The sequence below is a fragment of the Treponema succinifaciens DSM 2489 genome (assembly GCF_000195275.1).
Lineage (GTDB): Bacteria > Spirochaetota > Spirochaetia > Treponematales > Treponemataceae > Treponema_D > Treponema_D succinifaciens.
This window is the reverse complement of the sequence record NC_015385.1, coordinates 2158082-2182762: the sequence shown is the minus strand read 5'-3', so window position 1 is coordinate 2182762 and position 24681 is coordinate 2158082. Positions and strand designations below refer to the sequence as shown.

General features: G+C 40.4%; 19 protein-coding genes. 3 read left to right on the top strand and 16 right to left on the bottom strand.

Annotated features, from left to right (window positions below; all coding sequences use genetic code 11):
- Positions 1 to 69: 69 nt before the first annotated feature.
- The 4 genes from guaA to asnS all read right to left on the bottom strand — a co-directional run bounded on the left by guaA (position 70) and on the right by asnS (position 6053).
- Entirely contained in the window at positions 70 to 1947 is a 1878-nt protein-coding gene (gene guaA, locus TRESU_RS10375) for a glutamine-hydrolyzing GMP synthase (RefSeq protein ID WP_013702171.1), read from the bottom strand.
- 339 nt (positions 1948 to 2286) lie between these two features.
- Entirely contained in the window at positions 2287 to 3564 is a 1278-nt protein-coding gene (locus tag TRESU_RS10370) for a YhjD/YihY/BrkB family envelope integrity protein (RefSeq protein WP_013702169.1), read from the bottom strand.
- Positions 3561 to 4460 carry a hypothetical protein gene (locus TRESU_RS10365; RefSeq protein WP_013702168.1) on the bottom strand — a complete coding sequence of 300 codons (900 nt, stop codon included), beginning with the start codon at positions 4458 to 4460 and terminating at the stop codon, positions 3561 to 3563. Before TRESU_RS10365 ends, TRESU_RS10370 begins: the two co-directional genes overlap by 4 nt.
- A gap of 132 nt (positions 4461 to 4592) precedes the next feature.
- Entirely contained in the window at positions 4593 to 6053 is a 1461-nt protein-coding gene (gene asnS / locus TRESU_RS10360; RefSeq protein ID WP_013702167.1) for an asparagine--tRNA ligase, read from the bottom strand.
- A gap of 425 nt (positions 6054 to 6478) precedes the next feature.
- Between asnS and TRESU_RS10355 the strand changes: the two genes are divergently transcribed.
- Both TRESU_RS10355 and TRESU_RS10350 read left to right on the top strand, forming a co-directional pair.
- Positions 6479 to 7297, top strand: coding sequence for a sigma-70 family RNA polymerase sigma factor (locus TRESU_RS10355; protein WP_013702166.1), 819 nt, complete (start codon positions 6479 to 6481; stop codon positions 7295 to 7297).
- A 381-nt stretch (positions 7298 to 7678) separates the two neighbouring features.
- Entirely contained in the window at positions 7679 to 8575 is an 897-nt protein-coding gene (locus tag TRESU_RS10350; RefSeq protein WP_013702165.1) for an MBL fold metallo-hydrolase, read from the top strand.
- Positions 8576 to 8646: 71 nt separating this feature from the next.
- Here TRESU_RS10350 and TRESU_RS10345 read toward each other — a convergent pair whose 3' ends face one another.
- From TRESU_RS10345 to TRESU_RS10300, 10 genes are all read right to left on the bottom strand, one after another.
- Entirely contained in the window at positions 8647 to 9603 is a 957-nt protein-coding gene (locus TRESU_RS10345; protein ID WP_013702164.1) for a hypothetical protein, read from the bottom strand.
- 142 nt (positions 9604 to 9745) lie between these two features.
- Positions 9746 to 9976: a 50S ribosomal protein L28 gene (rpmB, locus tag TRESU_RS10340; RefSeq protein ID WP_013702163.1), complete on the bottom strand. Its 231-nt coding sequence runs from the start codon at positions 9974 to 9976 to the stop codon at positions 9746 to 9748.
- A 308-nt stretch (positions 9977 to 10284) separates the two neighbouring features.
- Positions 10285 to 12390, bottom strand: a complete 2106-nt coding sequence (locus TRESU_RS10335) for an S-layer homology domain-containing protein (protein ID WP_013702162.1) — start codon at positions 12388 to 12390, stop codon at positions 10285 to 10287.
- Between the two features lie 212 nt (positions 12391 to 12602).
- Positions 12603 to 12878 carry a hypothetical protein gene (locus TRESU_RS10330; protein ID WP_013702161.1) on the bottom strand — a complete coding sequence of 92 codons (276 nt, stop codon included), beginning with the start codon at positions 12876 to 12878 and terminating at the stop codon, positions 12603 to 12605.
- 22 nt (positions 12879 to 12900) lie between these two features.
- The gene (gene uvrB / locus TRESU_RS10325; RefSeq protein WP_013702160.1) at positions 12901 to 14898 is read right to left on the bottom strand and encodes an excinuclease ABC subunit UvrB; all 1998 of its coding nucleotides are present in this window, start codon (positions 14896 to 14898) and stop codon (positions 12901 to 12903) included.
- Positions 14899 to 15052: 154 nt separating this feature from the next.
- On the bottom strand, positions 15053 to 16294 hold the full coding sequence (locus tag TRESU_RS10320) for a S1C family serine protease (RefSeq protein ID WP_013702159.1): 1242 nt from the start codon (positions 16292 to 16294) through the stop codon (positions 15053 to 15055).
- Positions 16295 to 16333: 39 nt separating this feature from the next.
- The gene (locus tag TRESU_RS10315) at positions 16334 to 17005 is read right to left on the bottom strand and encodes a JAB domain-containing protein (protein ID WP_013702158.1); all 672 of its coding nucleotides are present in this window, start codon (positions 17003 to 17005) and stop codon (positions 16334 to 16336) included.
- Positions 17006 to 17066: 61 nt separating this feature from the next.
- A complete protein-coding gene (locus tag TRESU_RS10310) occupies positions 17067 to 18485 on the bottom strand; it encodes a sensor histidine kinase (protein WP_013702157.1) in 1419 nt (472 codons plus the stop codon).
- A 3-nt stretch (positions 18486 to 18488) separates the two neighbouring features.
- Complete coding sequence (locus TRESU_RS10305) at positions 18489 to 19184, bottom strand: response regulator (protein ID WP_013702156.1); 696 nt, start codon at positions 19182 to 19184, stop codon at positions 18489 to 18491.
- A gap of 86 nt (positions 19185 to 19270) precedes the next feature.
- Complete coding sequence (locus TRESU_RS10300) at positions 19271 to 21334, bottom strand: EAL domain-containing protein (protein WP_013702155.1); 2064 nt, start codon at positions 21332 to 21334, stop codon at positions 19271 to 19273.
- A 533-nt stretch (positions 21335 to 21867) separates the two neighbouring features.
- Between TRESU_RS10300 and TRESU_RS10295 the strand changes: the two genes are divergently transcribed.
- Positions 21868 to 22563, top strand: a complete 696-nt coding sequence (locus TRESU_RS10295) for a DUF6261 family protein (protein ID WP_013702154.1) — start codon at positions 21868 to 21870, stop codon at positions 22561 to 22563.
- 95 nt (positions 22564 to 22658) lie between these two features.
- Here the strand turns inward: TRESU_RS10295 and TRESU_RS10290 are convergent, their stop codons facing one another.
- Together TRESU_RS10290 and phoU are read right to left on the bottom strand one after the other, a co-directional pair.
- Positions 22659 to 23774, bottom strand: a complete 1116-nt coding sequence (locus TRESU_RS10290) for a hypothetical protein (RefSeq protein WP_013702153.1) — start codon at positions 23772 to 23774, stop codon at positions 22659 to 22661.
- Positions 23775 to 23994: 220 nt separating this feature from the next.
- On the bottom strand, positions 23995 to 24654 hold the full coding sequence (phoU, locus tag TRESU_RS10285; protein WP_013702152.1) for a phosphate signaling complex protein PhoU: 660 nt from the start codon (positions 24652 to 24654) through the stop codon (positions 23995 to 23997).
- Between the last annotated feature and the right edge of the window lie 27 nt (positions 24655 to 24681).

The window sequence follows — 24681 nt, the reverse complement described above, 5'->3', positions numbered from 1 at the left end:
AATTCCTTTACATTTTTAAATTGAAAGTACTGAAAAAAAATTTTGCAAATCTTTTTCAGCATTGAAAATTTATTCCCACCCGAATGTTGCAGGTGGCTTGTTTGTAAGATCAAAAAATATCGCATCAACATAAGGCAGCTTGGAAATTTCCTGCACAATATCCATAAGGAGATTCTGCGGAAGCTGCGCAAACCTTGCTGTCATTACATCTTCTGAGCAAAGCGGACGCAATACAAAACTGCATCTTTCCTTTGAAGAAGCGTAAGGCAAATTGATTGTAAGATGCTGGAAAATTTTATTGTACCAGCCGCTTTTATGAAGAGCGGTAAGAACTATGTCGTCGGCATCACGTGTCTGATCCAATCTGTCTTTTGTGCAGTAGCCTTCCTGAAGCTTTAAGGCTTCGTCTTTTACCGAAGGATTTTGCCACAAGCGGATTATCGTTCTGTTTATAAATGACGCGCTGTTTGTAATCTGGCTTGATGCGGCTTCAAGTTTTTCCCATTTTTTTGGAAGATGATAAAATCCGTTTTCTGTTTTTGCAAAACTGATTACAGACGGAAATCTGTAAGTGCGGAAGTCTCCCTGAACGCCTACAGATTTTACAGGCAGAATATATTTTTCAAGATTCTCAGAGCATTTTTCGCAGAACATTTCAAGTTGAACTTTTGAAATTTCTTCCTGCGCTTTTTTAAATTCTTCTTTGTCATTGTCTGTCATTGTCCCGTTGGAGCAAAGAACATTGATGCTTAATCCAGGACCAGGAAAAGGATGGCGCATTACAAGTTCGTCTTCAAGTCCAAGTTTTTTTCCAATTGCGCGAACTTCATCTTTGTATAAATCTTTTAGGGGTTCAATAATCAAGCCTTTTTCAATGAGCTTTTGTATTCCGTCTACGCGGTTATGATGAGTTTTTATTACATTTGAATTTTTTGTTCCGCCGCTTTCAATTATGTCCGGATACAAAGTTCCCTGCGCTAAAAGCCATTTGTTTTCATCAAACTTTTGTTTTGCCACAACTTCGTTGCGTACTGTAATAAAATTTTCACCAATAGCCATTCTTTTTTTCTGAGGATCGGTAAGATTTTCTACAGCCTTTAAGAAAGTTTTGCTTGCGTCTTCAACAATGAAATTTGAAAATCCGTGGTTTTTGTATGCCTCTTCCACTTTCTTGCTTTCATTCTTGCGCATAAAGCCGTTGTCTATGTGAAGTCCCAAAACTCTTTTCTGTCCCAACGCTTTGTTTAAAAGCGCGAACGCCACAGTGGAATCAACTCCGCCGCTTAAAAAGAGAAGAACATTTTTATCATCTGCCTGATTTTTTATAGAATCGATTATGTGATTTAGTACCGTGTCCTGATCCCAGTTTTTTTCCATTCCGCAGAACTTTGCAAAGTTTTCAAGAATCTTATTTCCGCAAGGAGTATCCTTTACTTCGCAGTGAAACTGAAGGCTGAAACGTTTTTTTTCAAGATTTTGGAGTGCGGCGAATTCGCAGTCCTTTGTTGAGCCGACAGTTTCAAATCCGTCTCCCGGTTTTACAACAGCATCCTGATGGCTCATCCAAACTTGCTGAGGACTTGCAATTTCTTCAAACAGCGGACACTTTACATTTTGATTCAGCTCTAAAGTTGCAAAACCAAATTCTCCGACCAAAGCTTTTTGGGCTTTTCCGTTGTAACCGGTTTGAAGTACATAATGTCCGTAGCAAAGACCAAGAATCGGAATATCAAGCTTAAGAATTTCAGAATTGAATTCAGGAGCATTTTTATCATAGATACTGGACGGACCTCCGCTAAGCACAATTCCTTTTGCATTTTTGAATGTTTCAAGCCCGGCGGAAGGCAAGGCGATTTCTGAATAATAACCCATCATGCGGAATCTTTTTGCAATAAGGTGGGCATACTGGCTTCCAAAATCTAAAACAACAATTTTTAAACGTTCCATAAAACGCAATTATACCTCATATTCATGGTTTAGCCAAGTTAAAAGGAAGAAGTCTGAAAGTTTGTAATTTTAAGCTGTAAAATGCTCTCCTTTTGTGAATTTTCCCCTTCGTACAAAAAGACTATACCTGATAGACCAAGAGCAAAAAAGGCACGTTTTCAATCCTGGCAGAAGTTTCAAGAGGTATATAGATAAAATCATAGGCTGTGCAATATAATGTAATCTGGCTGTTTTTAGCCATTGCAAGGTTAAGGAGTTTGTATCAAATGAAAAAATTAGTTTTAGTTATGACTTTATTTTATGCATTTCTTCTTATAGTGTTGATTTCCGGCCAGGAAATTAGAAAGTCCCTTTGTAATATTTTCTTATTTGACTAAGCGCCTTTACTCCGATTTTTGGATTTTTTTCTATGAGCTTTTGGAACACGGAGTAATGGATTTTTATGACTTTTGATTTTCCAATTGAAACTGCGTCTTCCTGCCGGTGCTTTTTTAAAAGACATTCGCCTTCGCCAAAAAATGTGCCTTGATTTAAAACCTGCCCTTCATTTTTGTGTATAAGCAAAATGCTTCCGCTCGCAATGTAAAAACAGAATTCGCTTTTTGAATTTTTTCTGTAAACAAAATTTCCGTCGTTGAAATTTAATGCGTGTGAATCTTTTTTAAGAAGAAAATACGGATTTATAAAAAGAAACCGTTTTATATTTGAAAAGAATTTTCCGTCTTGTTTTTCAGGCAGAAGATAAAGCTCGCACAAAAGCAATGTTTCAAAAAACTGATAGACATAAAGCCATTGAGCAAAAAAGAAAAAAATTATAAAGAAAAAAAACACGCCCATGAGCATTACAATAATGTTGCTTAAAACTCCGTAGACCAGGTTGTAGCGGTTTATGTTTACAAACAGATGAAAGGCCTTTGTGAGAATCCAAAACGAAGCGCAGGTTCCTGCCGAAGACAAAACACTTATGCCCCAGGACGGATTTGTTCTGCTTCCGAATTTATACGTGAACGCCGTTGCTGCAAATAAAATTATAAACGGAACAAAACCAGCCGCAGTTTTTGAAATCAGATCTGCAATGTGGTTCAGCGGCTCAAGAATTCCGTAGAACCTTGGAACAAGCACGATTGTCTTTAAGCTGATTGCTATGAAAATTATCAGTGAAAATAAAATTACAAAAAGAGCTTCTCCAATGAAAACAAGAAACATATTTTTTACAGGACGCGAGTTTGCATCTTTTCCAAAAATTCTTTTCAGCCCGACAATCACAGAACTGAAAAATCTTCTTGACATCCACACAACAGCTGCAATGATTACAACTTCAAAATTTGTAACAAGTTTAAGCGACTTCGGAAGCGAATCTTCTATGCTTATAATCTGGCTTGAAAACGGACTTGAAGAAATAAGCGCGGAAACAGTTTCCGGGGAAGCGTGCAAAACCCTAAGAAGCACAACGCAGATTATCATGCTGATTGGAACAACCGAAAGTAAAAATCCAAATGCGCAGGCAGAAGCGGAAGAAATCAAGTCATTTGAAAAAAACAAACTTGAACTTAAGTAAAGCGACTGCACAATGCTGAACAGAGAAATTTTTTTTAGCTGTTTTTTGCAAAAAGTCATGAAAAATTGTGTCCGGGCTGGCTTGAAAAAGTTGAAGGCTTAGACTTGGATTTTGTCTTTGCTGCAAAGTTGTAGTAGTCCATCTGTGCATAGTCAGTGTCATCCTTGCGTTCTTCGTTTATGGAAAGAATCATTTTGTCTTCAATCGTTTTAAAAACATACCGGCGGATTTCGTCTTTTACCGCCGCAGAAGTTTGTGGTGCAAGAAGAAGAACCCATATTGTTCCTTGCTCTGTTTTTTTTACGGCGAAAACAACGGCTTCTGTTACAACCTGCTTTGTTCCAAGCCTAAGTGTTACATCCTGCAATATGTAGTTTTTTGCAATTATAAGGCTTTCAAGTCCGGCGGGAATTTTTACAGCCATTCCCACAGAACTTAAATCAAAAAGCTTGAGCTGGTGCATTTTGCTTCCGTGGTTCCAGAATAAAGCGGCGTCCTTGTCGTGCATTAAATTTGCCCGTATATATTGCCGTCTTCCTTTTGCGTTTGTCTTGGTAAGAATATTTTGTATGCGCTCGGAAACTTTTTCTATTCCATCTGAAAAATCGATTACGCTGTTTTCTGAATCTGAAAATTTTGAGAATAACTCAATTTCGTTTGGCTTTATTTTTTCGGAAATGACGGTTGCCTGAATTGTCTTGAGGCTTTCTTCTTTGTCGAAACTTCGCAGAAAATTGAACCAGGCGCCTATTGAAAGCTGCGCGTCAATGTTTATAAAAAGAACAGAATCTGGATTTTTCCGCAGAAGATTCTTTGCGTCCCTGAAACTTTCGATAATGTATACTTCATATTCTTTTTTTCTTAGGCTGCTTATTATATCTTTTTTTATTGCATAAGCAGGATTCAAGAAGAATATTTTTCTACCGTACATATCGAAGTCTGTATGTTCTGCCATTGATTTTATCCTAGCTAAATATTATAAGCCTGCTTGCTGAATTTTGCAAATTAGAAAATAAATTTGCCATACTGAACAAAATGCGCAGTATGGCTTTGTTGTGTGCAAACTTATGTTTTACCTTAAATTCTTTTAGAAATCAGCGAGTTTAGGCGCGCGTGGATATGGAATTACATCGCGGATGTTTTCCATTCCGGTAATGTAACGGATAAGGCGTTCAAAGCCAAGTCCGAATCCTGAGTGCGGAACAGTTCCGAACCGGCGCAAGTCAAGATACCACTGGTAGTTTGACATATCCATCTTGCGCTCCTCGCACGCTTTGAGCAGTTTCTCGTAGTTTTCCTCGCGTTCAGAGCCGCCGATCAGCTCACCGATTCCAGGAACAAGAACATCAACCGCCTTTACGGTTTTTCCGTCATCATTCTGCTTCATATAGAAAGATTTTATTTCTTTTGGATAGTTGAAAACCATTACCGGACAGCCGAAAATCTTTTCTGTAAGATAGCGTTCGTGCTCAGTCGCAATGTCGCAGCCCCAGTACGGCTTGAATTCAAATTTCGCTCCGTTTTTTTCCGCTTCTTCAAGTTTTGCGATTGCGTCTGTGTAGGAAATCCGCACGAATTTTGCCTTTGCGACTTTTTCAAGGCTTTCAATAAGGCCTGGCTGAATGCGTTTGTCAAAGAATTCCAGGTCTGAGCGGCATTTTGTCAAAGCCCAGTTCAAAAGATATTTTACAAAATCTTCCTGAATATCCATGTCGTCATCAAGATCAAAGAACGCCATTTCCGGCTCAATCATCCAGAATTCTGCCAAGTGGCGCGGAGTGTTTGAATTTTCCGCACGGAAAGTCGGGCCGAATGTATAAACGCGGCTTAGAGCGGTTGCCATTGTTTCTGCCTCAAGCTGGCCGGAAACTGTGAGCGACGCCTTTTTGCCGAAGAAATCTTTTGAGTAGTCAACAATCTTGTGCGCGTCCTCGATTTTCATTCCGCCGGCACCGGCTTTTACGCCAAGCTCGGCAATCTTTTCCATTGAAAGAGTTGTAACCTGGAACATTTCGCCTGCGCCTTCACAGTCAGAGCAAGTGATTTCCGGAGCGTTGATGTACTGGAAGCCGCGTTCCTGAAAGAACGAGTGAACCGCAAATGCCATCTGGTTTCTTACGCGGTAAACAGCGCCGAATGTGTTTGTGCGCGCACGGAGATGAGCGTTTGTGCGAAGGTATTCCATGCTCATCTTGTTTTTCTGCAGCGGATATTCTTCCGGATTGCAAGTTCCCAGCGTTTTTAAAGATTCAAGGGTAACTTCCACAGCCTGGCCGCTTGCCGGCGAGGAAATCAAAAGCCCTTCCGCGCGGACAGAAGCCCCGGTGTTCAATTTTTTTAATTCTTCTTCTATATTATTTACATTTGCATTTGGAGAAGGTGAATTTCTGTCAAAGGTAAGCTGAATGTTCGCGAAACAGCTTCCGTCATTTACCTGGATGAAAACAAGATTTTTAGAATCGCGAACGGAACGAATCCAGCCGCAAACTGTAACTTTCTGACTTTCCGGTTTTGAGGAAAGCAAGTCTTTTATTAATGTAGGTACCATAATTTTACAGTTTAATGAATTGAGTTTATATGGTCAATTAATGTTTTTTAGCCGTGTTTTTTAAGCGGAATAAAGTTCCTGCTCTAAGCGGAAAGAGATTCCTGTTCTAAGCGGAAGGCTGTTCCTGCTTTAACAGGAGCACTTTGTTTACTTTAGTAGGAATGTCTACAATTTTACACTGTATATAAATTTATACAGATAATTTTTTGTTTATCTGTCTACTTTTTTGCAATTTGCTTGTTTCTTTATATTTTATTTTTTAAATTAATAAAATTTTCCGATTTTTATTAGGATTTTATTTCCTTAAATTATAAGAAAATACGCATTGATTTCAAGAAAGATGCTGATTTTTGTCTGTGCTTTTCTTAACTTGGCACAATATATGCTAATATATCATAGGATTAAAAAAAGTTATGGAGTTTGTTATGGAAATTGATGTTGCCAAGGGATACCTGAATTCATTAAAAAAATATCCTCTGCTTTCCGCCGATGAAGAAATCGCGCTTGCAAAAAGAATCAAGTCTGGAGACAAGGAAGCGTTCAATCTGCTTGTTAATTCCAATCTTAGGCTTGTTGTAAGTGTTGCAGGAAGATTCAACAAAGGTGCGTTTTGCATTATGGATTTGATTCAGGAAGGAAATCTTGGGCTTATGGTTGCTGCCAAGAAATTCGATCCGGCGTTTGGAACAAGATTTTCAACTTATGCATACAGATGGATTGTACAGCGCATTATGAAATTCATCAGTGCCAACAGTTCTCCGATTTTGCTTCCGGTGCATAGGGAAACTCTTTTGCGACGTATTCAGAAGTTTCAGAATATTTTCTTTCAGCAGAACGGAAGAGAAGCCGCGGTCAAGGAACTTGCGCTTTTTGCAGGAATTTCAGAAGAGAGGTTGAATGATGTTCTTGAAACTTCTTATACAGTTGCGTCTCTTGATACTGAAGTTGCTGATGAAGGAAAAACAGTTTCGCTAGGCGATATTATCCCGGACACAGCGTTTTCCCCGGAAGAGCTTGCAATCAGAGAGGATTCTAAAAGCTGTGTTAATTTTTTTATGGATTCTTTAACAGGAATAGAAAAGAGTGTTTTGCGGCATCGTTACAATTTTGACTATGACTTGCATTCAAAAAGTTTGCGTGAAGTCGGTAGAATTGTAGGATTGAGCCAAGAGGCAGTGCGCCAGGCTGAACTCCGCGCCAAAAAACATCTTAAATCTGCAATGGAGAGTGTTTTTGCTGTTTAGGGCATTTTAGTCAGTTCTTAGTCTCCTTTTACTGTCAATTCCTCTTGCGCAGATTGAGGGGCTTCGGTTGTGAATTTTATTCAGCGCCGAAGCCTCTGTTTTTTTGCATTTTTTACTGAAAAATCAAGAGAAATTTTCTTCTAATTTCCCTTGATTTCCGCTAATCGTAAATCGAATTCCTGTTTTTATAGAGTTTGTTGTTTTATTTTATTTTTATAGGTTCAGCATTACACTATAGATGCTGTTCTCCACATAAAATTTTCTTGACCTTCCATTTCAAGTTCAAAACTGTATGTATATTGTTGATAGCTGAATTTTTATTGAAACTTTATATTTTATTCAGCTATTTCAAAAGTTTATTCAAAGAAGTATGATGTGCTTATGAAAATGATTCTTACTGGCACTGGAACAAGCCACGGAATCCCTGTGATTGGATGCGGATGCAATGTGTGCCGTTCAAGTGATCCGAGGGACAACCGGCTAAGATGCAGCGCGTTTCTTGAAAGTCCTGTAAATATTCTTGTGGATGTCGGGCCGGAATTTAGAATTCAGGCGTTGAAATATAAAATTAACAAAATTGACGCGGTTTTTATAACGCACAGCCATGCGGATCATCTTCATGGGATTGATGATTTGCGTGTTTTTAGCCACACAAAGGCTCTTGACCCGGCGCATCCGGACAACAAGGAAACTGAAGGAGAAGGTCTTAGAATTTACACGACAACTCACGCGGAGCATGATATTCGGCACAGGTTCGACTACATTTTTACTCCGATGAAAGAGGGCGGCGGAAAGCCCAAGATTCAGATTATGAGCGCGGAAAATATCAGCGAAAAAAATCCGCTTTTTATAAACGGAATTGAAATTCTGCCTGTAATGCTCAAGCACGGACATTTAGATGACCTGGGACTTTTGTTCAGCGAGAAAGGGCAGGACGGAAAAAAGCACAGCATCGCCTACCTTACGGATTGCAGCTTTGTGCCGGAAAATTCAATTGAGCTTGTAAAAAACAACTCAGGAATTCTTGAGCATCTTGTAATCGACGGATTGCGGCTGGAACCTCATTCAACGCATTTTTCATTTGAACAGGCACTTGAAGCGGCGCAAAAAATGAATCCGCGAAACGTTTATTTGACTCACATAACGCATAACATGAGCCACGTTCAAATAGAAGATTATGTAAAAAGCATTTTGTGGAAGTTTCCTCTGCTGAAAAAAAGCGCAGAAAACGGATTTTATATAGGACCTGCCTACGATGGACTTGAGCTTGTGTGTTAGCCTTGCATTTTTTGCATGAAAAAATTCCCTGGCTGGTTTTGTTTTGCAAAGTCAGTCAGGGAAATGATAATTTACTTTATTTTTATGGCTTCTGAGTCTAAGATTGCGGTTCTCCAGACGTAGCGTTCTGGGTTTTTCATTTCATTAACTTCAAAAGTGTATGCGTACTGCGCAAAAAGATAAGATTTGTTTGTGCTTTCAAGAAAATGGCTGAAGCCTTTTGCCAGAAGCTCTTGGTTTTGGTTTTTTGCTTCTGAACAGTAAACAGGATTATCTAGACTAGTATAGTCTTTTGCTTCATGAAGTTTAGTTGAAGATACTGTGTCTGATTCTTTTCCAAAGTAATTTCCAAACCAAATTACGTCATTGTTCCAGTCTGTTTCTGTGCTGGAATTTTTTGCATAGTAGGCGATTCTTGTTCCCACATTGTCTCCTTCCGGCGGAATAACGTTTAAAACTTTAACAGTTGGCTTTGTTCCATCGTAAGATAAGTCTATGTGGCGGCTTGTTAAATTTGAATAGTCGATGTCGCCTATTCCGTCTGTAGCGGTGATTATGATAATTTCTGCATCCAAGTCTTTTGAATTTTGTTTTTCATCTGTAACTTGAATACCAATGTTGAACTTGTATTTTTCGCCCGGCTCGCAAAGCGGATAAACGAATGTGTATGTTTTTCCAGCGTATTCCAAGATATTCTGCGGTTCACATCTTGTTGTCCAAAAATCTTCCATGCCTTCGATGTCTTCAAGTCTTCTGATTTCAAGGTAACTTGCATCGCTTGGAAGCGCAATTTCAAACTGGATTCCGCCTGAAACTGCTGTGGCTTTTACGTGATCTGTTTGTGTTATTTCAGCTGCGTTTTCAATTGAGCGGCTTGAATTGTGCACAACGCCGTTTTTCTTGATTCTAAGGTCAAGGACTCTTGAACTTGTCTCGTTTGAATCTGAACTGCTTGAGCCGTCAGAACAGCTTGTAAAGCAAATTGCGCAAATCAATGCGATTCCAAAAATAAAGTTTCTAATTTTCATATAAATACCTCAAGGTCATTTTACCCCCCCCCGAGTTTTGTCAAGAGGTTCGGTCGTGAAATTAGAAAATATTTGCGTTTAAAACAAAAAAGACTGCCAGATTTTGGCAGCCTTCTTCAAATTCTAGCTTTTAAGGTTAAAACTATTCAGCTTTGTTTGCGCCTGCGTTTGCAGGAGTTACATTGATTTTCTTTGTAATGAATCCAGAGCGGAGACACTGAGTGCAAATTTTGATTGTTCTTGTTGTTCCGTCGATTTCTGTCTTAATCTTCAAAAGATTTGGCTTCCACTGACGGCGTGTATGATTGTATGATTTGCTTACTCTGTTACCGTGCATTGAATGTTTTCCGCAGACATCACATGATCTTGACATATCTCGTACCTACCTAAAAATTTGTTCCTAACAGTGCAAATATGATATAGAAAAAACATACTTGTGTCAATGATTATCTCAGGGCAAACGAATGTATTCAGCATAAAACTGGCTCCCAGGCACGGTTTCGTGCTTCAAAATCGCGCAATAATGCGCTGCACGCTGACTGTTGCAAAGTAACTATAGAATTGCCCGCTCACGCGGTCGCAACAATCAGAGTGTTTTTGGCCCAGGAACCGTTCCTTCGCGCAAACTTTACTTAAATTATTTATAATGCGTTTGCCCTGATGATTATATCAAATCCGCAGCTAGAACTGATTTCCGTTGAGAAGCATCTCCGCTTGTTTGCGTGCGTTCTCAAGTAAAGCATCTAAATCTTCATCGGTTAAAGCATTATCGGTTTGACTTGAATCCGACTTCGCATTTTTTTTGCTTGACTTCGGATTCGAATTTTTCTGTGTCGTATCCATCCAGTCCTTTACACCTGTGTGCTCAACTTGATAAATGAACGTTACAATCTGGCCTTTTGTGCAGACGCTTTCAGGCTCGAATGTGGTTTTTGTGGTTGGTTTTGCGATTGCGCAGTAATATGCCCAAGAAACTGGTTGCTGATATTTTGACGAGCGCGGAACATCGGTAAAGTTATCAATTGCAATCATCGACATTGAGCCTGAGCATTTCCATAAGATTTCAAGCGCATCGCCACGTGTGCAAGGAGCGTTTCCGTTGAATGTTTTTCCTTCTAAAAATCCTTTTTGGTAAGCCCAGAGTGCCGCGTTGTAGAAAGAATCGCTTGGCTTTACATCTTTGAACGGATTTTTACCTGAAACTTTTGGAGACCCTTGCCAGCGGTAAATGTATGTAACAACTTGTCCTCTTGTGCAAGGCTCGTTTGGAGAGAATGTTGTTTTTGATGATGGCTTTGCGATTCCTTTTTCAACTGCCCAGGGAGCAGAGCGTGCAAAGTCATCGCTTGACATTACATCTGTAAATCCTGCAATTTGTGTTGCTTCTTCCGGCTCGCTTGGTTTTATTCCAAGTTTGTCTTCTGGAATTGCTTTAAGGATTTTTCTTCCGAGCTTTGGAGAATCTATCCATCTGCTGCCATGAACAACTTTTATTCCGTTGTCGTGAACGTATTTTTTTCCATATTCAAGAATAGGGCATCCTTGAACTATTATGTCATCCTTGTAAGTTGGAATATAGTCTTTTTGCGGATTGTCCTCGTCAAGAACAAGCTTGCCCACGTTGTAGCAGTCGCTTATGTAGCAGTCGGTGTTTGTGAATCCCAAAATTCCTGTGGCATAAGTTCCTGTGATTTTTCCGATATTGTAGCAGCTTGTTATGGTACTTGCCATTTCTGGAGACAAGTCTTCAATAAACTGCTGGCCAAGGCGTACAACTTTTCCCACAATTCCTCCTGCAAGCGAATTTCCGTATCCAAAGTTTGCATAAGGAACTGTAACTTCACCTGCGTTCATGCAGCCTGTGATGTGTGTGTACATCATCTGCATTACAATTCCACCAGCCCTTGCAGAACGAAGATCACCAAGCTGCCTTGTTGTGGTTGTATAATTATAGTTCATGTAGTCTGTGTCGCTTGTTGTTATGATGATTGGAGATGCGTTGTAGCAGTTTATAATTTTTGAGTCTTCAATTTCTGTGAACATTCCGCCTGCCATTACATAAGCTCTGCTAGTTTGCTTTCCTGCGCGTCCTGTATGCACTTTGATTTTTCCGCCTGAAGTGTAGCAGTTTTCTACTATTACGCCTGCCGCATAATTTGAAATCGCCGCCACCCGAAGGTCACAGTTGTATTTCATTTTTGTATGGCTGATGTCAATTGTGTAGTTCACAACTCCAAGATTTCTAATGAATGAATTGTTTTCCGGAAATATTGCTCCGAAAAGAGCGTATGCGCGTGTTGCCTCAGCTTCTCCCATAAAGATGTCGTCATTATGGTCGATTATTGTCATTCCAGAGATTACGTGGCCGTTTCCGTCAAAAGAACCTGTGAATTCTCCGCATCCTGCATCTGCTGCTTGAGGATATTTTTTTATCCAGGCACCGCCGTAAGCTGGAGTTCCTCCGAGTGGAATCCAGTTGCCCCAATTTGAAAGGTCGATGTCGGCAATCAGTTTGTAATGCTTTGAAAGTCCGAATCTGACTGAGTTGAGTTGCTCTGCTGTTTTGATTAAGTATGGATCTTTGAGAGTGCCAGTTCCGCCTTCAAATTTGAACGGAGTTTCCTTTAAAACTGCCGGTGCGCCATCCCAGTACGATTGTGTTGATTCTGTTTCTGCGGGCTGAGTTTTCTTTGATTGCGTTTTCTTTTTTGTCTGCGAGAAAACTGGAGCTGCTGCAAGTGCAAGCGCGCTGATTAAGATGATGGTCTTGAAAATTGATTTTTTCATTTTTTTCTCCATAAGATTTTATTTGATTATTTTAAAGTTTCTTTGATTCAGAATTTTTTAATCCGCTTTTATCGGCAAGAAATCTTCTGCAATTACATATATTGTCTCGCCGTTGTACGGATTCTTTGTCGGATAATGCCTTGCGTAATCTCTCGAGCTTCCGACTCTTGGACTTGTAACCCAAATGCGTGTTCCTCCTGTGTAAATATATTTCAGCCAGTCGCCTTGTAAGTTACCGTTGCGCAAAAAAATGAGTTCGGTTCAAGCGGACCTTTTGGCTCGTAGACAACCGAGCTGATTTCGCACATCGCGCTTTTTCCTGAAAGTGCGCCCGGCATTCCTTTTTCATTTAGTTTAAGTTCAAATTTCGGAATCAAAGAAATTGCCCTGCCGTTTTGAGATTGTGTTTGTTTTGTCTGTGAAAAGGAATTTTGCAAAATCAAGACTGCCACGACAAGATATGCTAAAAAGAAATTTTTTATTTTCATAAGTCCCCCGAAAAACTGCTGTTTATTTTCCGTAAGTTTTTTCTATTTCTATAATCTGATCGCGCAAAACAGCTGCCTGCTCATAGTCAAGACGATCGGCTGCTTCTGACATTTCTTTTTTCATCAGGTCAAGAAGTTTTTTTCTTTGCTTGGCGACAAAAAGATTTGTACAGTTTTTAAGAGCTTCAAGCTTTATGTTTGCTTCTTGCTCTGCGTCTTCTTTTTGATGCTCAAGAATATCTTCAACTGCTTTTTTTATTGTCTTTGGAACAATTCCGTGTTCTTTGTTGTACGCTTCCTGAATTGAACGGCGGCGTTTAGTTTCGTCAATGGCTTCTTTCATTGCGTCGCTCATTCTGTCTGCGTACATTAAAACTGTTCCGTCGGCATTTCGTGCGGCGCGTCCTATAATCTGAATCAGCGAAGTTGTGCTTCTTAAAAATCCGATTTTGTCCGCGTCAAGAATTGCTATCAGCGAAACTTCCGGTAAGTCTATTCCTTCGCGCAAAAGATTGATTCCAATTAGAACATCAGTTTCTCCAGTTCGTAGGCTTTTTAAAATTTCAACACGCTCAAAAGTGTCGATTTCAGAATGAATGTATTTGACTTTTAAATTCAGCTCGGAAAGGTAGTCGGTTAAATCTTCCGCCATTTTTTTTGTAAGAGTAAGAATCAATGAACGTTCGCCTTTTTTTATGCGTGCGCTGACTTCTTTAAAGATGTCCTGCATCTGACCTTCGCTTGGACGAACTTCAATTTTTGGATCAAGAAGTCCTGTGGGACGGATAAGCTGCTCCACGACTTGTGTTGATTTTTTAATTTCTTCCGGGCGTGGAGTCGCAGTTACAAAAATCACTTGGTTCATTTTTTTTGTGAACTCATCGATTTTGAGCGGGCGGTTGTCCAGTGCGCTTGGAAGCCTGAATCCAAAGTCGATTAAGTTTTGCTTGCGCGCCCGGTCGCCTTCGTACATTGCTCCAATCTGCGGAACAGAAACGTGAGCCTCGTCAATCATGCAAAGAAAATCATCAGGAAAATAATGAAGCAAAGTTGCAGGCGGATCTCCTCTTTTGCGTCCTGAAATCGGTCCTGAATAATTTTCAATTCCAGAGCAGTAGCCCATTTCTTTCATCATTTCAAGGTCGTAAGTTGTGCGTGTTTTTAAACGTTCGGCTTCAAGAATTTTTCCGGCGGAACGAAGCTCTTCAAGCCGTGAATCAAGTTCAGTCTGAATTTTTTCTGTAACGCTTGCCATCTGGTCGCGCGGAACAACAAAGTGCTTGGCAGGATAAAGCTGAAGCTCATCAAGTTCTTCTATTGTTTCTCCAGAAATTGCGTTGAATCTTTTTATTCTTGAAATCTGGTCAAAGTCAAGTTCGATTTTGTAAGCTTCGTCTGTTTCCATGTAAGGTGGAAAAATTTCAATTGTGTCGCCTTTGATTCTGAATTTTCCGCGCTCAAGAATCATGTCGTTCCGTTCATACTGAATTGAAATAAGCCTTGATGCGATTTCGTGCGTGTCAAGCTCGTTTCCTTTTTCAACATGAATCCGCATTTCCTTGTAGAGATCAGGCATTCCAAGTCCGTAAATGCAGCTGACGGTCGCAACGATAATTACATCGCGGCGTTCCATTAAGGCGTAGGTTGCGGCGAGACGGAGCTTGTCGATTTCTTTGTTTATTGAAGCGTCTTTTTCTATATACAAGTCGCGCGCAGGAACATAAGCTTCCGGCTGATAATAATCGTAGTAGCTTACAAAATATTCTACGGCGTTGTCTGGAAAAAAGGTTTTGAATTCCCTGTAAAGCTGTGCAGAAAGTGTTTTGTTGTGGCTGATAATCAAAGTCGGACGCTGAACCGCTTCAATTATTTTTGCCATTGTGAAAGTTTTTCCGCTTCCTGTAACGCCTTTTAAAGTCTGATATTTGTCTCCGCGGAAAAATCCTTCGGAAAGTTTTTTTATTGCGTTCGGCTGATCTCCAGAAGGCTCAAAAGGAGAAACAACATGAAATTTTCTCATGCGTTTATTTTAGATAAAGTATAGAAAAAAATCTATGGAATTCAATTGATGATTCAGGGCAAACGCATTATAAATGTATTCAGCATAAAACTGGCTCCCAGTCACGGTTTTCTGGTTCAAAATCGCGCAATAATGCGCTACACGCTGATTGTTTTTATATGCTTGCATTAGGCGAGTTGCTTGACGCCTCTAGTTCTATTTTTATCTTTTCAAATTTTCTGTTACGGTAAACGGTTACGGTTACAACGTCGCCTGGAACTTTGTCTTCTATTGCGCTGTAGTAGTCTGCAAGCTTTGAAATTTTTATTCCGTTGATTTCTGTTATGATGTCGCCGCCAAGATAAATTGTCTGCGGATAAAAAGTGCCGTACTGAACTGCTTGAGTTCCGCCTTTGATTCCTGCCTGATCCGCCTTGCTTCCTTTTTTTACGCTGCTTACAATCATGCCGGAAGAAATTTCATATCCTGCAAAATTTGCGATTCGAGCTGTGTTTTGAACGAGCGAAAGTTTCATTGTACCGCGGTTTACTTTTCCGTATTTTAAAAGGTCGCTTACAACTCGTCGGGCAGTGCTTGCTGGAATTGCAAATCCGACTCCGGCAGAAGAGCCGCTGGAAGAGTAAATCATTGTGTTGATTCCAATCATGCGTCCTTGGCTATCTAAAAGAGGACCGCCTGAATTTCCCGGATTGATTGCGGCGTCAGTTTGAATCATATTTCGGATTATTACGTTTGCGCTTTTCTGAATTGGGCGTCCAAGTCCTGAAATAATTCCAGTTGTCATTGTGCGTTCAAGTGCGAATGGATTTCCGATTGCGATGACTTTTTGTCCGACCTTGAGGCTTCCAGAATTTCCGAACGAAATTGTTTTTAAGTCGGCACCTTTCGCAGGTTCAAATTTTAAAACGGCAATGTCGCTTTCTATGTCCTGACCTACAACTGTTCCTTCGTAAGTTGTTCCGTCCGCAAGTGAAATGTTTATTACAGAGGCTTTTTCTATTACATGGACATTTGTTACAACGTATCCGCGCTTGTCGATAATTGAGCCGGAACCAGAACCGCTTTCTGTCACAATCGGCTCGTAGAACCAGTTGTAGCCCATCACTTTTGTAGTGATGTTTACAACTGCCTCGTTGCATTTTTCGTACACTGAAATGTTTTGAGATTCGTCCTGCGTGTATGAGCCGTTTTCCGCCGCGACAGGAAACGCTTCAAATGTCTGCGGAATTTCTTCTTTTAATTCTGATTGATTTTTTTCTACTGCTGAAATTTCTTTGCCGGATTTTTTTGAAGAATCATTTTTGAAAAAAGTAAAGAACACGGAAACTGCGACTGCCGCAAGAATTCCTGTTGAAATTGAATAAGTTACAAGCTGTTTTTTTGAGTAGAGTTTCATGCTGAAAAATATAATAACTTTTATTGCAAAATTCAACTTTCACAGCATTCCGTGTTCCAAAAAACTAAAGTAGTCTTCCTTTGTTATTATTATGTGATCCATAAATACAATGCCTAAAATTTTTGCCGCCTTCTGAAGAATTTTTGTGGAGTCAATATCTGCGTTGCTTGGATAACATTGTCCGCACGGATGATTGTGGCAGCAGATAATCCCAGAGGCGTATTCAGAAACTGCGTTTGCAAAAACTTCCCGCGGATGGATGAGCGCCTTGTTTATTGTTCCAACTGAAACAACTCTTGTGCTTAAAATTTCTTTTGCGCCGTTTACTGTAACTGTAATAAAATGCTCGGTCGGCATTAGCGTGTAATGCTGCAAAAATGGAATCACATCTTTGGGCGCATTTATTGATGAACGTAAAATTCCGCGTCTTCTTCTTCCAAGCTCCAAGGCGGCTGCAATTATGAGTGCGCGGCTTTCTCCCATTCCGTTGATTTTTTTTAGATTGGGAATGAGTTCTTCCTCGTTGCTGGAATTTATTGTCTTTGTAACTTTTTCAGCAAGGCTTTCAATCGGATTGTTTTTTGTGCCTTTTCCCAAAATGAGCATTATAAGCTCTTCGTCATCAGGATAAGAAATTCCATTTAAAAGCGTGAGTTCTCTTATGTTTGGCTGCTTGCCGGATTTGGAGTAATCTAAAATATAATTCTGCATACAATATAATTAGCTTAAAAAAATATTTTTTGCAGAATTAATTACGTTTAGTTGAAATATTTTAAAGCGGAAGTTCTATTTCAAAATGCGCGCCTTTCTTTTTGTCCGACCGCCCGGTTTCTTTTATTGTTCCGCCATGAATATTTACAATGTGCCTTGCAATGGAAAGTCCAAGTCCAGTTCCTCCGTGTTCGCGGCTTCTTCCTTTGTCAACTCTGTAGAACCTTTCAAAAATTCTGTCCTTGTATTCATCAGGAATTCCGTTTCCATTGTCTTCCACAATTATTTTTGCTTTGCCGGAATTTTCAGAAAGAGAACAGAAAACAATGCTTTTTTCCGGGCAATATTTTACTGAGTTGTCTATTAAATTTGTTATCACCTGTTCAAGAAGCCCCGGATTTCCTTTTATAAAAATTTCCTTTTTGCTTGAGCTGAAATTTATTCTGATTTGTTTTTCGGTTGCTGCGCTTTCAAGATTTGAGCAGGCTTTTTTTGCAATCTGCACAAGATCTGTCTTTACGGTTTCAAGGACTCCGTCATCTGTTTCAAGACGGCTTAACGTGAGCAAATCTTCTATTATATTTATGAGACGCTCGCACTGTGTGTTTATAATTCCAAGAAAATGCTTTGCGGTTTCAGGTTCGTTGATTCCATCGTCAAGCAAAGTTTCCGTGAATCCTTTTATTGAAGTTACCGGAGTTTTTAATTCGTGGCTTACATTTGCAACAAAATCTTTTCGGATTTGCTCAACTTTTTTCAAGCTTTGAATGTTCTGTGTAATTCTGTCTGTCATTGAATTGAACGACTGCGCAAGTTCCGCTATTTCCTGAGGAGAAGAAATATTCAGGTGAAAATCAAAGTTTCCCTTTGCATATTCTTCCGTTGCCTTTTTCATCAGTAAAATCGGACGCACAGTTTTACTTGAAATATAAAACGAAACAATCAGCACAAGCGCAAAAATCAGAATTGTTGAAATTACAAAAATATTTTTTATGGAAGACGAAAAGAATACAGTTTCTTCAATCGGCATGGAAATTCTAAGCGCGGAAAAAACTTCGTTTGTGGAAAGAGGAATCGCATAGTACATAAATCTTTTTCCGTTTGTGGAGCTTGTGTGAATTGAGCTTGCTTCTTTTCCTTCCAGAGCAAGACGCACTTCTTTTCTGTAGCTGTGGTTTTCCATTTCGCTTGGTTTGGAAACTGAATCCGCCGCAACTGTTCCGTCATTATTTATAAGCGTAATCCTGAACGAGTCATCGGAATGTGTGAGTTCCTTTATAAAAATGTCTGCGTTTTTTTTGTCCTGCGGAATAATTTTTACAAGTGAATGCGCGAATGATTTTAGGTTTGCTTCTGTCTGGTCAACTGCGGTGCTTTCCAACGCCCACAGGCACACAAAAAGCAAAACGGTGAATCCGGATGCAAGCAAAATTCCGTTAAAGACAAAAAGCAACGTGTGGATTTTTAAAGTCCTGTGCATATATTATTCCTCGCAAATTCTGTAGCCAACGCCACGCAAAGTTTCAATGAACGGATTTGAGCTTTCCGGGCTGTCTCCGATTTTTTTTCTTATGCCAAGAATCTGAACATCAATTGACCGGTCTGTTACAGGATAGCTTGAGCCTTTTACCGCATTGATAATCTGTTGCCGGCTAAAGACCTGTCCCTTGTGCCGCGCAAGAAATTCAAGAATAGAAAATTCCGTTGCGCTAAGTTCAACCTCTTTTCCGTTCTGCGTAACTTTGTGCTTGAGCGGTGAAATTACAAGTGAGCGGATTTTTATATCCTCGTCTGAATTTGAACGGAATGCTTCTCCCTTTCTGCGCAAAACACTTTGGATTCTTGCAAGCAGAACTTTAGGGCTGAACGGCTTTGTTACATAGTCATCTGCTCCAAGCTCAAGACCTGTTACAATGTCGGAATCTTCTGTCTTGGCAGTAACCATGATGATTGGAATGTTCTTTATGGAACTGTCGTTTCTGATTATGCGGCAGATGTCCAGTCCGCTCATGTCTGGAAGCATAAGGTCAAGAATTACAAGGTCTGGATTTTTGTTGCGGCAAAGTTCCAGTGCCTGCTGTCCATTTTCTGCCGTGAACGTTTCGTACTTTTGTTTTTCAACATTGTATTTAATAAGCTCGCGGATTGGCTCTTCGTCATCTACAATCAGTATTTTCATAGCAATTTCATTATAGAGCAAACGCACCGGTTTTCAATATTCGGAATGTTAAAACTCTGTTAAATTTTAACACGCCTTTTGTTTGCTCATTCACCAAGATACTTAAGCACAATAACTGTAAGGTCGTCGCGCAAAGGAACGGCTTCTGTAAACGCTTCAAAAATGTCGATTAAATATTCCAGAAGCTGCTTTGCGCTTGTTCCTTGTGGAGCTCTTGCAAGAATTTTTTGAAGAAGCTCAATGCCAAGCTCGTCTCCTGCAAGGTTTCGGCTTTCTGTGAGGCAGTCCGTGAACATGATGTAGCACGAGTTTTTTTCAAGTGGAATGTCCACAGTTTCAAAATTGTCTGGCAGTCCTTCAATTCCAAGAAACGAGCCTCTAAAGCTTCCGTTCGCTCCACCTGCAACCGAAACTTTTCTTTTGCTGTCAATGCAGAGCAAGTCCGTGTGTCCGGCATTCACGTATTCAATCTTGCTGTCCGTTATACGCAGAAGAATTCCTGTAAGATAGTTTTCAACATTCGCCTTTTCCTTTATGAGTTTTTTGTTGAATGTTCTTGCAAGCGCGCTTAGCTCCTCGTTTTTGTTTTCGCGGAAAGTGTCCTTGGCAAGATACTTGGAAAGAATTCCCACAAGCCCGGAAGCGACTCCGTGCCCGGAAACATCGAAAAGCGCGGCTCCATTCAGGCTGCCTTTGTCATCGTAGTAAAAGTCATAGACATCGCCGGAAACAGAAGCCATCGGTTTAAAGATGTATGCGCAGTCCCACTTGGAAGTTTTTGGCGCGCGGCTAGGATAAATGCTTTTCTGAACAATCTCGGCAAGCTTTAAGTCGCGCTGCTGCATTGCTTCCTGCTCCAAGAGCTTTCTTGTGGTCTTGTTAAGCTCCTGTGTACGTTCAAGAACTTCAACATTCACGATGATTTCAAGCAAGTCCTTGAATATGACAACACCAAAATAAATTCCGTTCTGCTCAACAACAATCGGGTCGTAAAGATGCTCTTCCGCACGGGATGCCGCCTTTGACGCAACAACTTCCACCGGCTCAAAAAAATCGACTGCAAGATAATCCGTAACCATTAGGCGCGAAATCGGCTTCTTGGAATAAATGCTGAATCCGTATTGAGTGCCCAGAACCTTGAACAACGTAATGCGCGGAATAATTCCCATGACTTTGCTTGCGCTGTCCACAACAGTGAAGATTGAAATTTCCGGGTTCGCGTTAAACAAGGCAAGAACATCCGCAACCGCCATGGTTTCTGGAATTGTCATTCCTTTTCTTGTGATTTGCGAAATAGGGCGGCTGTCTTGCTTTATTCCTTCCGTGGGAATGATTGCCTGTGTCTTTTTCTTGTCAATGCTCTTTTTTTCTTCAACGAACTTTGAGCTTTTTTTGTTCTGGTATGAAATTATTCTTACAAACGCCTCTTTGCTTGTCTTAGTAAAAACACGTTCCGGCTTTCCTGTAAAAAATCCTTGGGCGTAAGGAATGCCAAGTTCCATTATTGTCGCAAGATTTTCTTCTGTTTCAACTCCGACGGCAATCAGCTTGATTCCAGAGTTTTTGCAGAACGCGCTCAGGCTTCTTACAATCTCCTTTTTTACTTTGTCCTTGTGAACAGACTGAACCAAGTCTATGCTGATTTTTATAAAGTCCGGATTAAGAGTGCAGATTCTGTTAAGGGCAGCATAGGACTCACCGATGTCGTCAATCGCAATCTTTAGTTTTTGATTTTTAAAGTGAAGAACAGCATCGCAAAGTTTTTGCTCCGAGCCTTTAAGTTTCTGACCGGTTATTTCAAACACGATGCTTGACGGCTCTATTCCGTTTTTTTCAAGCTTGCTCTTTATGTAGTTTTCCTGAAACTCTTCTTCCAGAAGGACGTTTGGATTTATGTTCAGGAACAGCTTGCGCTTGAGCCCCAAAGCCCTTGCAGTCTTGAGCGCGGACTTTATGCACTTTTTTTCAAGCTGCCAGGAAAGGCTTGCGTCCTCTGAAATTTTGAACAGATTTTTTATGCTTCCGATGTAAACCGACTCGTCAATTCTTGTGAGAGCCTCGTAAGCAAATACGTCTCCAGTTTCCAGCGAGACAATCGGCTGAAAAACAGTGTAAAGGTTTTTGCCAGACAATATTTCATCAAAGTTCATACAGGCATTATTTGCGCCAAGTGTTTTGCCTTTGTGTTGATTGTGTTAAAAATTAGTTTGAAGGGGAATTGCCACACGGATTATAAAAGTCTAACGGCTTTTCTTTGAAAACAGTCGCCGCCAGGCATAAGTTTTATGTCATTCCCGTGCAAACGCATTATAAATGTATTCAGCATAAAACTGGCTCCAAGGTACGGTTTCCTGGTTCAAAATAGCACAATAATGCGCTACACGCTGATTGTTGCAAAGTAACTATTATAATCATAACGATTTTTGTTAAAAATATTTATTATTTGCTACAATCACGGTGATTTTTTGTGAAAATATTAGTTTTCTATAAAAATCATTATGATTATTCTAAAAAATATGTTATGTTTAATACAATCATTATGATTTTATTCAAAAATATTTGTTATTATACATAATCATTTTGATTTTCATTAAAAGTATTTGTTTTTTATTATAATCATTATGATTTTGTTAAAAAATATTTATTTTCTATAAAAATCATGGTGATTTTGAGTGGAGGAGCAATGAATAAGCTTAGAAATTCAATACGTGTAACGGCTGCAGACGGACTTTCTGATTATTTTGTGCGGCTTTACAAGGATTTTGAGATTGAGGACAAGTTTCTTGCGGAAATATTCGGCGAGATTGAAAGGCTTTCTGCAAAAATCACGACGGCGATTATGCAGGACAGGGTTAAAAGTTCTCTGGCGGAAAAAGACAGGGCGCGCAATGAGGAAATCAGGAAGCTGAATGCGCTTTTAAAAGGCTATGCGGTGTTTCCTTCGGCGGAAAAAAGAGAGTGCGCCAAGCGTCTTCTTGCCGTGTTCAAAAAGTACGGTCTTAAAATTACTTCGGAAAACTATTCGTCAAAGTCTTCGCTTATAGAAAGCATACTGGAGGATTTTTCGAGGGAGCAGGAAAAAAGTGACGCTGCGTCTTTGGATGGCGTGGCGGAACTGATTCAGTCTTTGCGGAATGCCGAGAATGATTTTTACAAGGCGAACGATGAGTTTGTGCGCGGAAGGGCGTTAAAAAATGAAAGCGCGTATTCAATAAAGGGAAGGCTTGTGCGGACAATAAACGAAAAGCTTGTTCCGTATCTTTCTGCCATGTCGATTGCGGATAATTCCGCTTACGGAAACTTTGCGCAGAATGTGGAGCGCCAGATAAAAAAACTAAACAGCGCAGTCCCAAAAACAAAAAAATCCCCTCCGCAATGAGAGGGGAAAATTACCGTGCTCAATAAAAAAATCCGCATGGCAAAGGGGGCGGCCACACGGACAGTTTGTTTTAGGTTTCTAGGATATGACAGGTTTTACTTTTTGTTTATGAACTTGCATTTCCAGCTGAACGGGATAGAGAACTTTGTAAGGCCGTCGCTTGTAAGCTCCATTCTTACGCCCATGTCAATGTCGCCCATGTTCTGTGGGAGTGCGAATGTTGCGTAAGGGTAAACTGTTGTTGTGTATGCGTCGTCCCAGCCAATAACTGTGGCTTCTGTTACAGCGAGAGAAAGTGTTGTTGCTTCTGTAAGCGCATAGTTTGCAAGGAGCTTTGCCTGGAACGGAATTCCCTTGTCTCCGTTGTCATTTTTCAAATCGCTTGTCTTGTATTCCTTGTCGATATACTTGCTTGAAAGTCCTGAAACAACATCGGCGTAAATTGAAAATCCTGCGTCCTTCATTTCGTATCCTGCCGAGAAGGTGAGCGCGTATTTTGTTTCTTCCGGAATGAAGTCTGTGTCGTTTGCGTTGTACACAAATCCAAGGTTGATCATCATGTTCTGAATGCTGTTGATTCCAGCGAACAAGCCGAATGTGCGGTCGTCGTTAGTCACGCTTTTTGCTGTTGCTCCGAAAGTTACAAGGTCTTTTGCCATGTACTGCGCTCCGAAGTCAAGGCGGTAATTGTCGTTGTTGTCGTACTCTGTGTTTCCTCTTATTCCGCCGGAAATCTTTAAGCCTTCAACTGGAAGAGCTACAACCGCGAATCCGTTTTCTGCCATGCGTCCCCATTTTGGCGTGTCGTCTGCCGCTCCAAGGTAAGCTGCGTCTGTTGTAATTTTTGTGAAGAATTCGTTTCCTATTGCAAGTCCAATCTGCTCAAATGGCGAAAATCGTACAAAGCCGCGGAGTCTTGTTGTGGATTCTTTTCCGTTGAGCTTAAGGCCGTAAGTTTCCATGCGGACTCTTCCGTCAAGTTGTTCAGAAGAAAAGTCGAGCTGAAGCCTGTTGTCTACGTGGGCTTCTTCGTTTTCAAATCCGTCGTCTAAATCTCCGTTGTTTTTTACTTTTCTGTTGAACTCAAGAAAGTCTCCGTTTCCTGTGTTGTCGTCATTTGCTCCGAATGTGTTTGTGAGCGAAACTTTCTGTGCGAAAACTGATGCGCATACAAGAATTCCTGCAACGGATGCAGCCAAAAGTTTTTTCATAAGATAACTCCTATCTTAAAGATTTGCTTGATGAAACCTGCAATGTTTTTGTTCTTGCAGATTTATTTCTTTGTTGCCAAAAAAATAAAATTTTTCTGTTTGATTTTTGTTAGCTTAAAATAAACTTTCAGTGAATTTGCGCTTACTGTTTTCTCATAAAAAAATCCCCGGTTGCTCCGAGGATTTTATAACGGCTTGCAATGTTTTAGTTTTGCGCTTTTTATTCCTGTTGCGCGTTTTGCGAGCCTGCCGCCATGAGCGCGCATTCAGTTATATTTACAGCGTGGTCTCCTATGCGCTCAAGGTACTTTGCGATCATAAGTGTGTTTAGAGCTTTTTCTCCGAATGCTCTGTCATGCTTTGTTTTTCCAGACATCATGTCCAGAATGTCGTTTTTGATTTGGATAAAAAGATCGTCCGCCTGATCATCAAGGTCTGCAATCTGCTTGGCAAGTTTTGCGTCCTGCTTGATAAAGCTTTCCACGCTGCCTGTAACCATTCGGATTATGCAGTCCGCCATTGCCGCGATGTGAGAGTTAAAGGCTTCAAATGGAATCTGCGTTTTCTTTATCAGCTCTGCAATGTCGCTTCCCTGGTCTCCGATTCTTTCCATGTCTGTGATTACTTTGATTGCCGCGCTTATGGTTCTAAGATCGCTTGCTACCGGCTGCTGCTGCAAAAGAATTCTCATGCAAAGATTTTGAATTTCTTTTTCCATTATGTCTGTCTGCTTTTCCGCTTGGATTGCGCGTTCTCCAAGCTCGGTGTCTCCAAGGAGAAGCGACTGGGTTGCAAATGTTATGCAGTCTTCGCAAAGTGTTCCCATCTTTTTTAAGTCTTCGTGCAGTTCATTTAGCTGCAGGTTAAAGTTGTTTCTCATCTTTTTCCTCTTGTAGAAATTTCTGCT

Coding starts and splice junctions, on each gene's coding strand:
- TRESU_RS10305 (WP_013702156.1), bottom strand. CDS start 19,184: ATGAAAATACTGATTGTAGATGACGAAGAGCCAATCCGCGAGCTTATT.
- TRESU_RS10330 (WP_013702161.1), bottom strand. CDS start 12,878: ATGAAAATAAAAAATTTCTTTTTAGCATATCTTGTCGTGGCAGTCTTG.
- TRESU_RS10320 (WP_013702159.1), bottom strand. CDS start 16,294: ATGAAACTCTACTCAAAAAAACAGCTTGTAACTTATTCAATTTCAACA.
- TRESU_RS10370 (WP_013702169.1), bottom strand. CDS start 3,564: ATGACTTTTTGCAAAAAACAGCTAAAAAAAATTTCTCTGTTCAGCATT.
- rpmB (WP_013702163.1), bottom strand. CDS start 9,976: ATGTCAAGATCATGTGATGTCTGCGGAAAACATTCAATGCACGGTAAC.
- TRESU_RS10335 (WP_013702162.1), bottom strand. CDS start 12,390: ATGAAAAAATCAATTTTCAAGACCATCATCTTAATCAGCGCGCTTGCA.
- TRESU_RS10295 (WP_013702154.1), top strand. CDS start 21,868: ATGAATAAGCTTAGAAATTCAATACGTGTAACGGCTGCAGACGGACTT.
- asnS (WP_013702167.1), bottom strand. CDS start 6,053: ATGGTACCTACATTAATAAAAGACTTGCTTTCCTCAAAACCGGAAAGT.
- TRESU_RS10345 (WP_013702164.1), bottom strand. CDS start 9,603: ATGAAAATTAGAAACTTTATTTTTGGAATCGCATTGATTTGCGCAATT.
- phoU (WP_013702152.1), bottom strand. CDS start 24,654: ATGAGAAACAACTTTAACCTGCAGCTAAATGAACTGCACGAAGACTTA.
- TRESU_RS10365 (WP_013702168.1), bottom strand. CDS start 4,460: ATGGCAGAACATACAGACTTCGATATGTACGGTAGAAAAATATTCTTC.
- TRESU_RS10350 (WP_013702165.1), top strand. CDS start 7,679: ATGAAAATGATTCTTACTGGCACTGGAACAAGCCACGGAATCCCTGTG.
- guaA (WP_013702171.1), bottom strand. CDS start 1,947: ATGGAACGTTTAAAAATTGTTGTTTTAGATTTTGGAAGCCAGTATGCC.
- uvrB (WP_013702160.1), bottom strand. CDS start 14,898: ATGAGAAAATTTCATGTTGTTTCTCCTTTTGAGCCTTCTGGAGATCAG.
- TRESU_RS10310 (WP_013702157.1), bottom strand. CDS start 18,485: ATGCACAGGACTTTAAAAATCCACACGTTGCTTTTTGTCTTTAACGGA.
- TRESU_RS10355 (WP_013702166.1), top strand. CDS start 6,479: ATGGAAATTGATGTTGCCAAGGGATACCTGAATTCATTAAAAAAATAT.
- TRESU_RS10315 (WP_013702158.1), bottom strand. CDS start 17,005: ATGCAGAATTATATTTTAGATTACTCCAAATCCGGCAAGCAGCCAAAC.
- TRESU_RS10290 (WP_013702153.1), bottom strand. CDS start 23,774: ATGAAAAAACTTTTGGCTGCATCCGTTGCAGGAATTCTTGTATGCGCA.
- TRESU_RS10300 (WP_013702155.1), bottom strand. CDS start 21,334: ATGAACTTTGATGAAATATTGTCTGGCAAAAACCTTTACACTGTTTTT.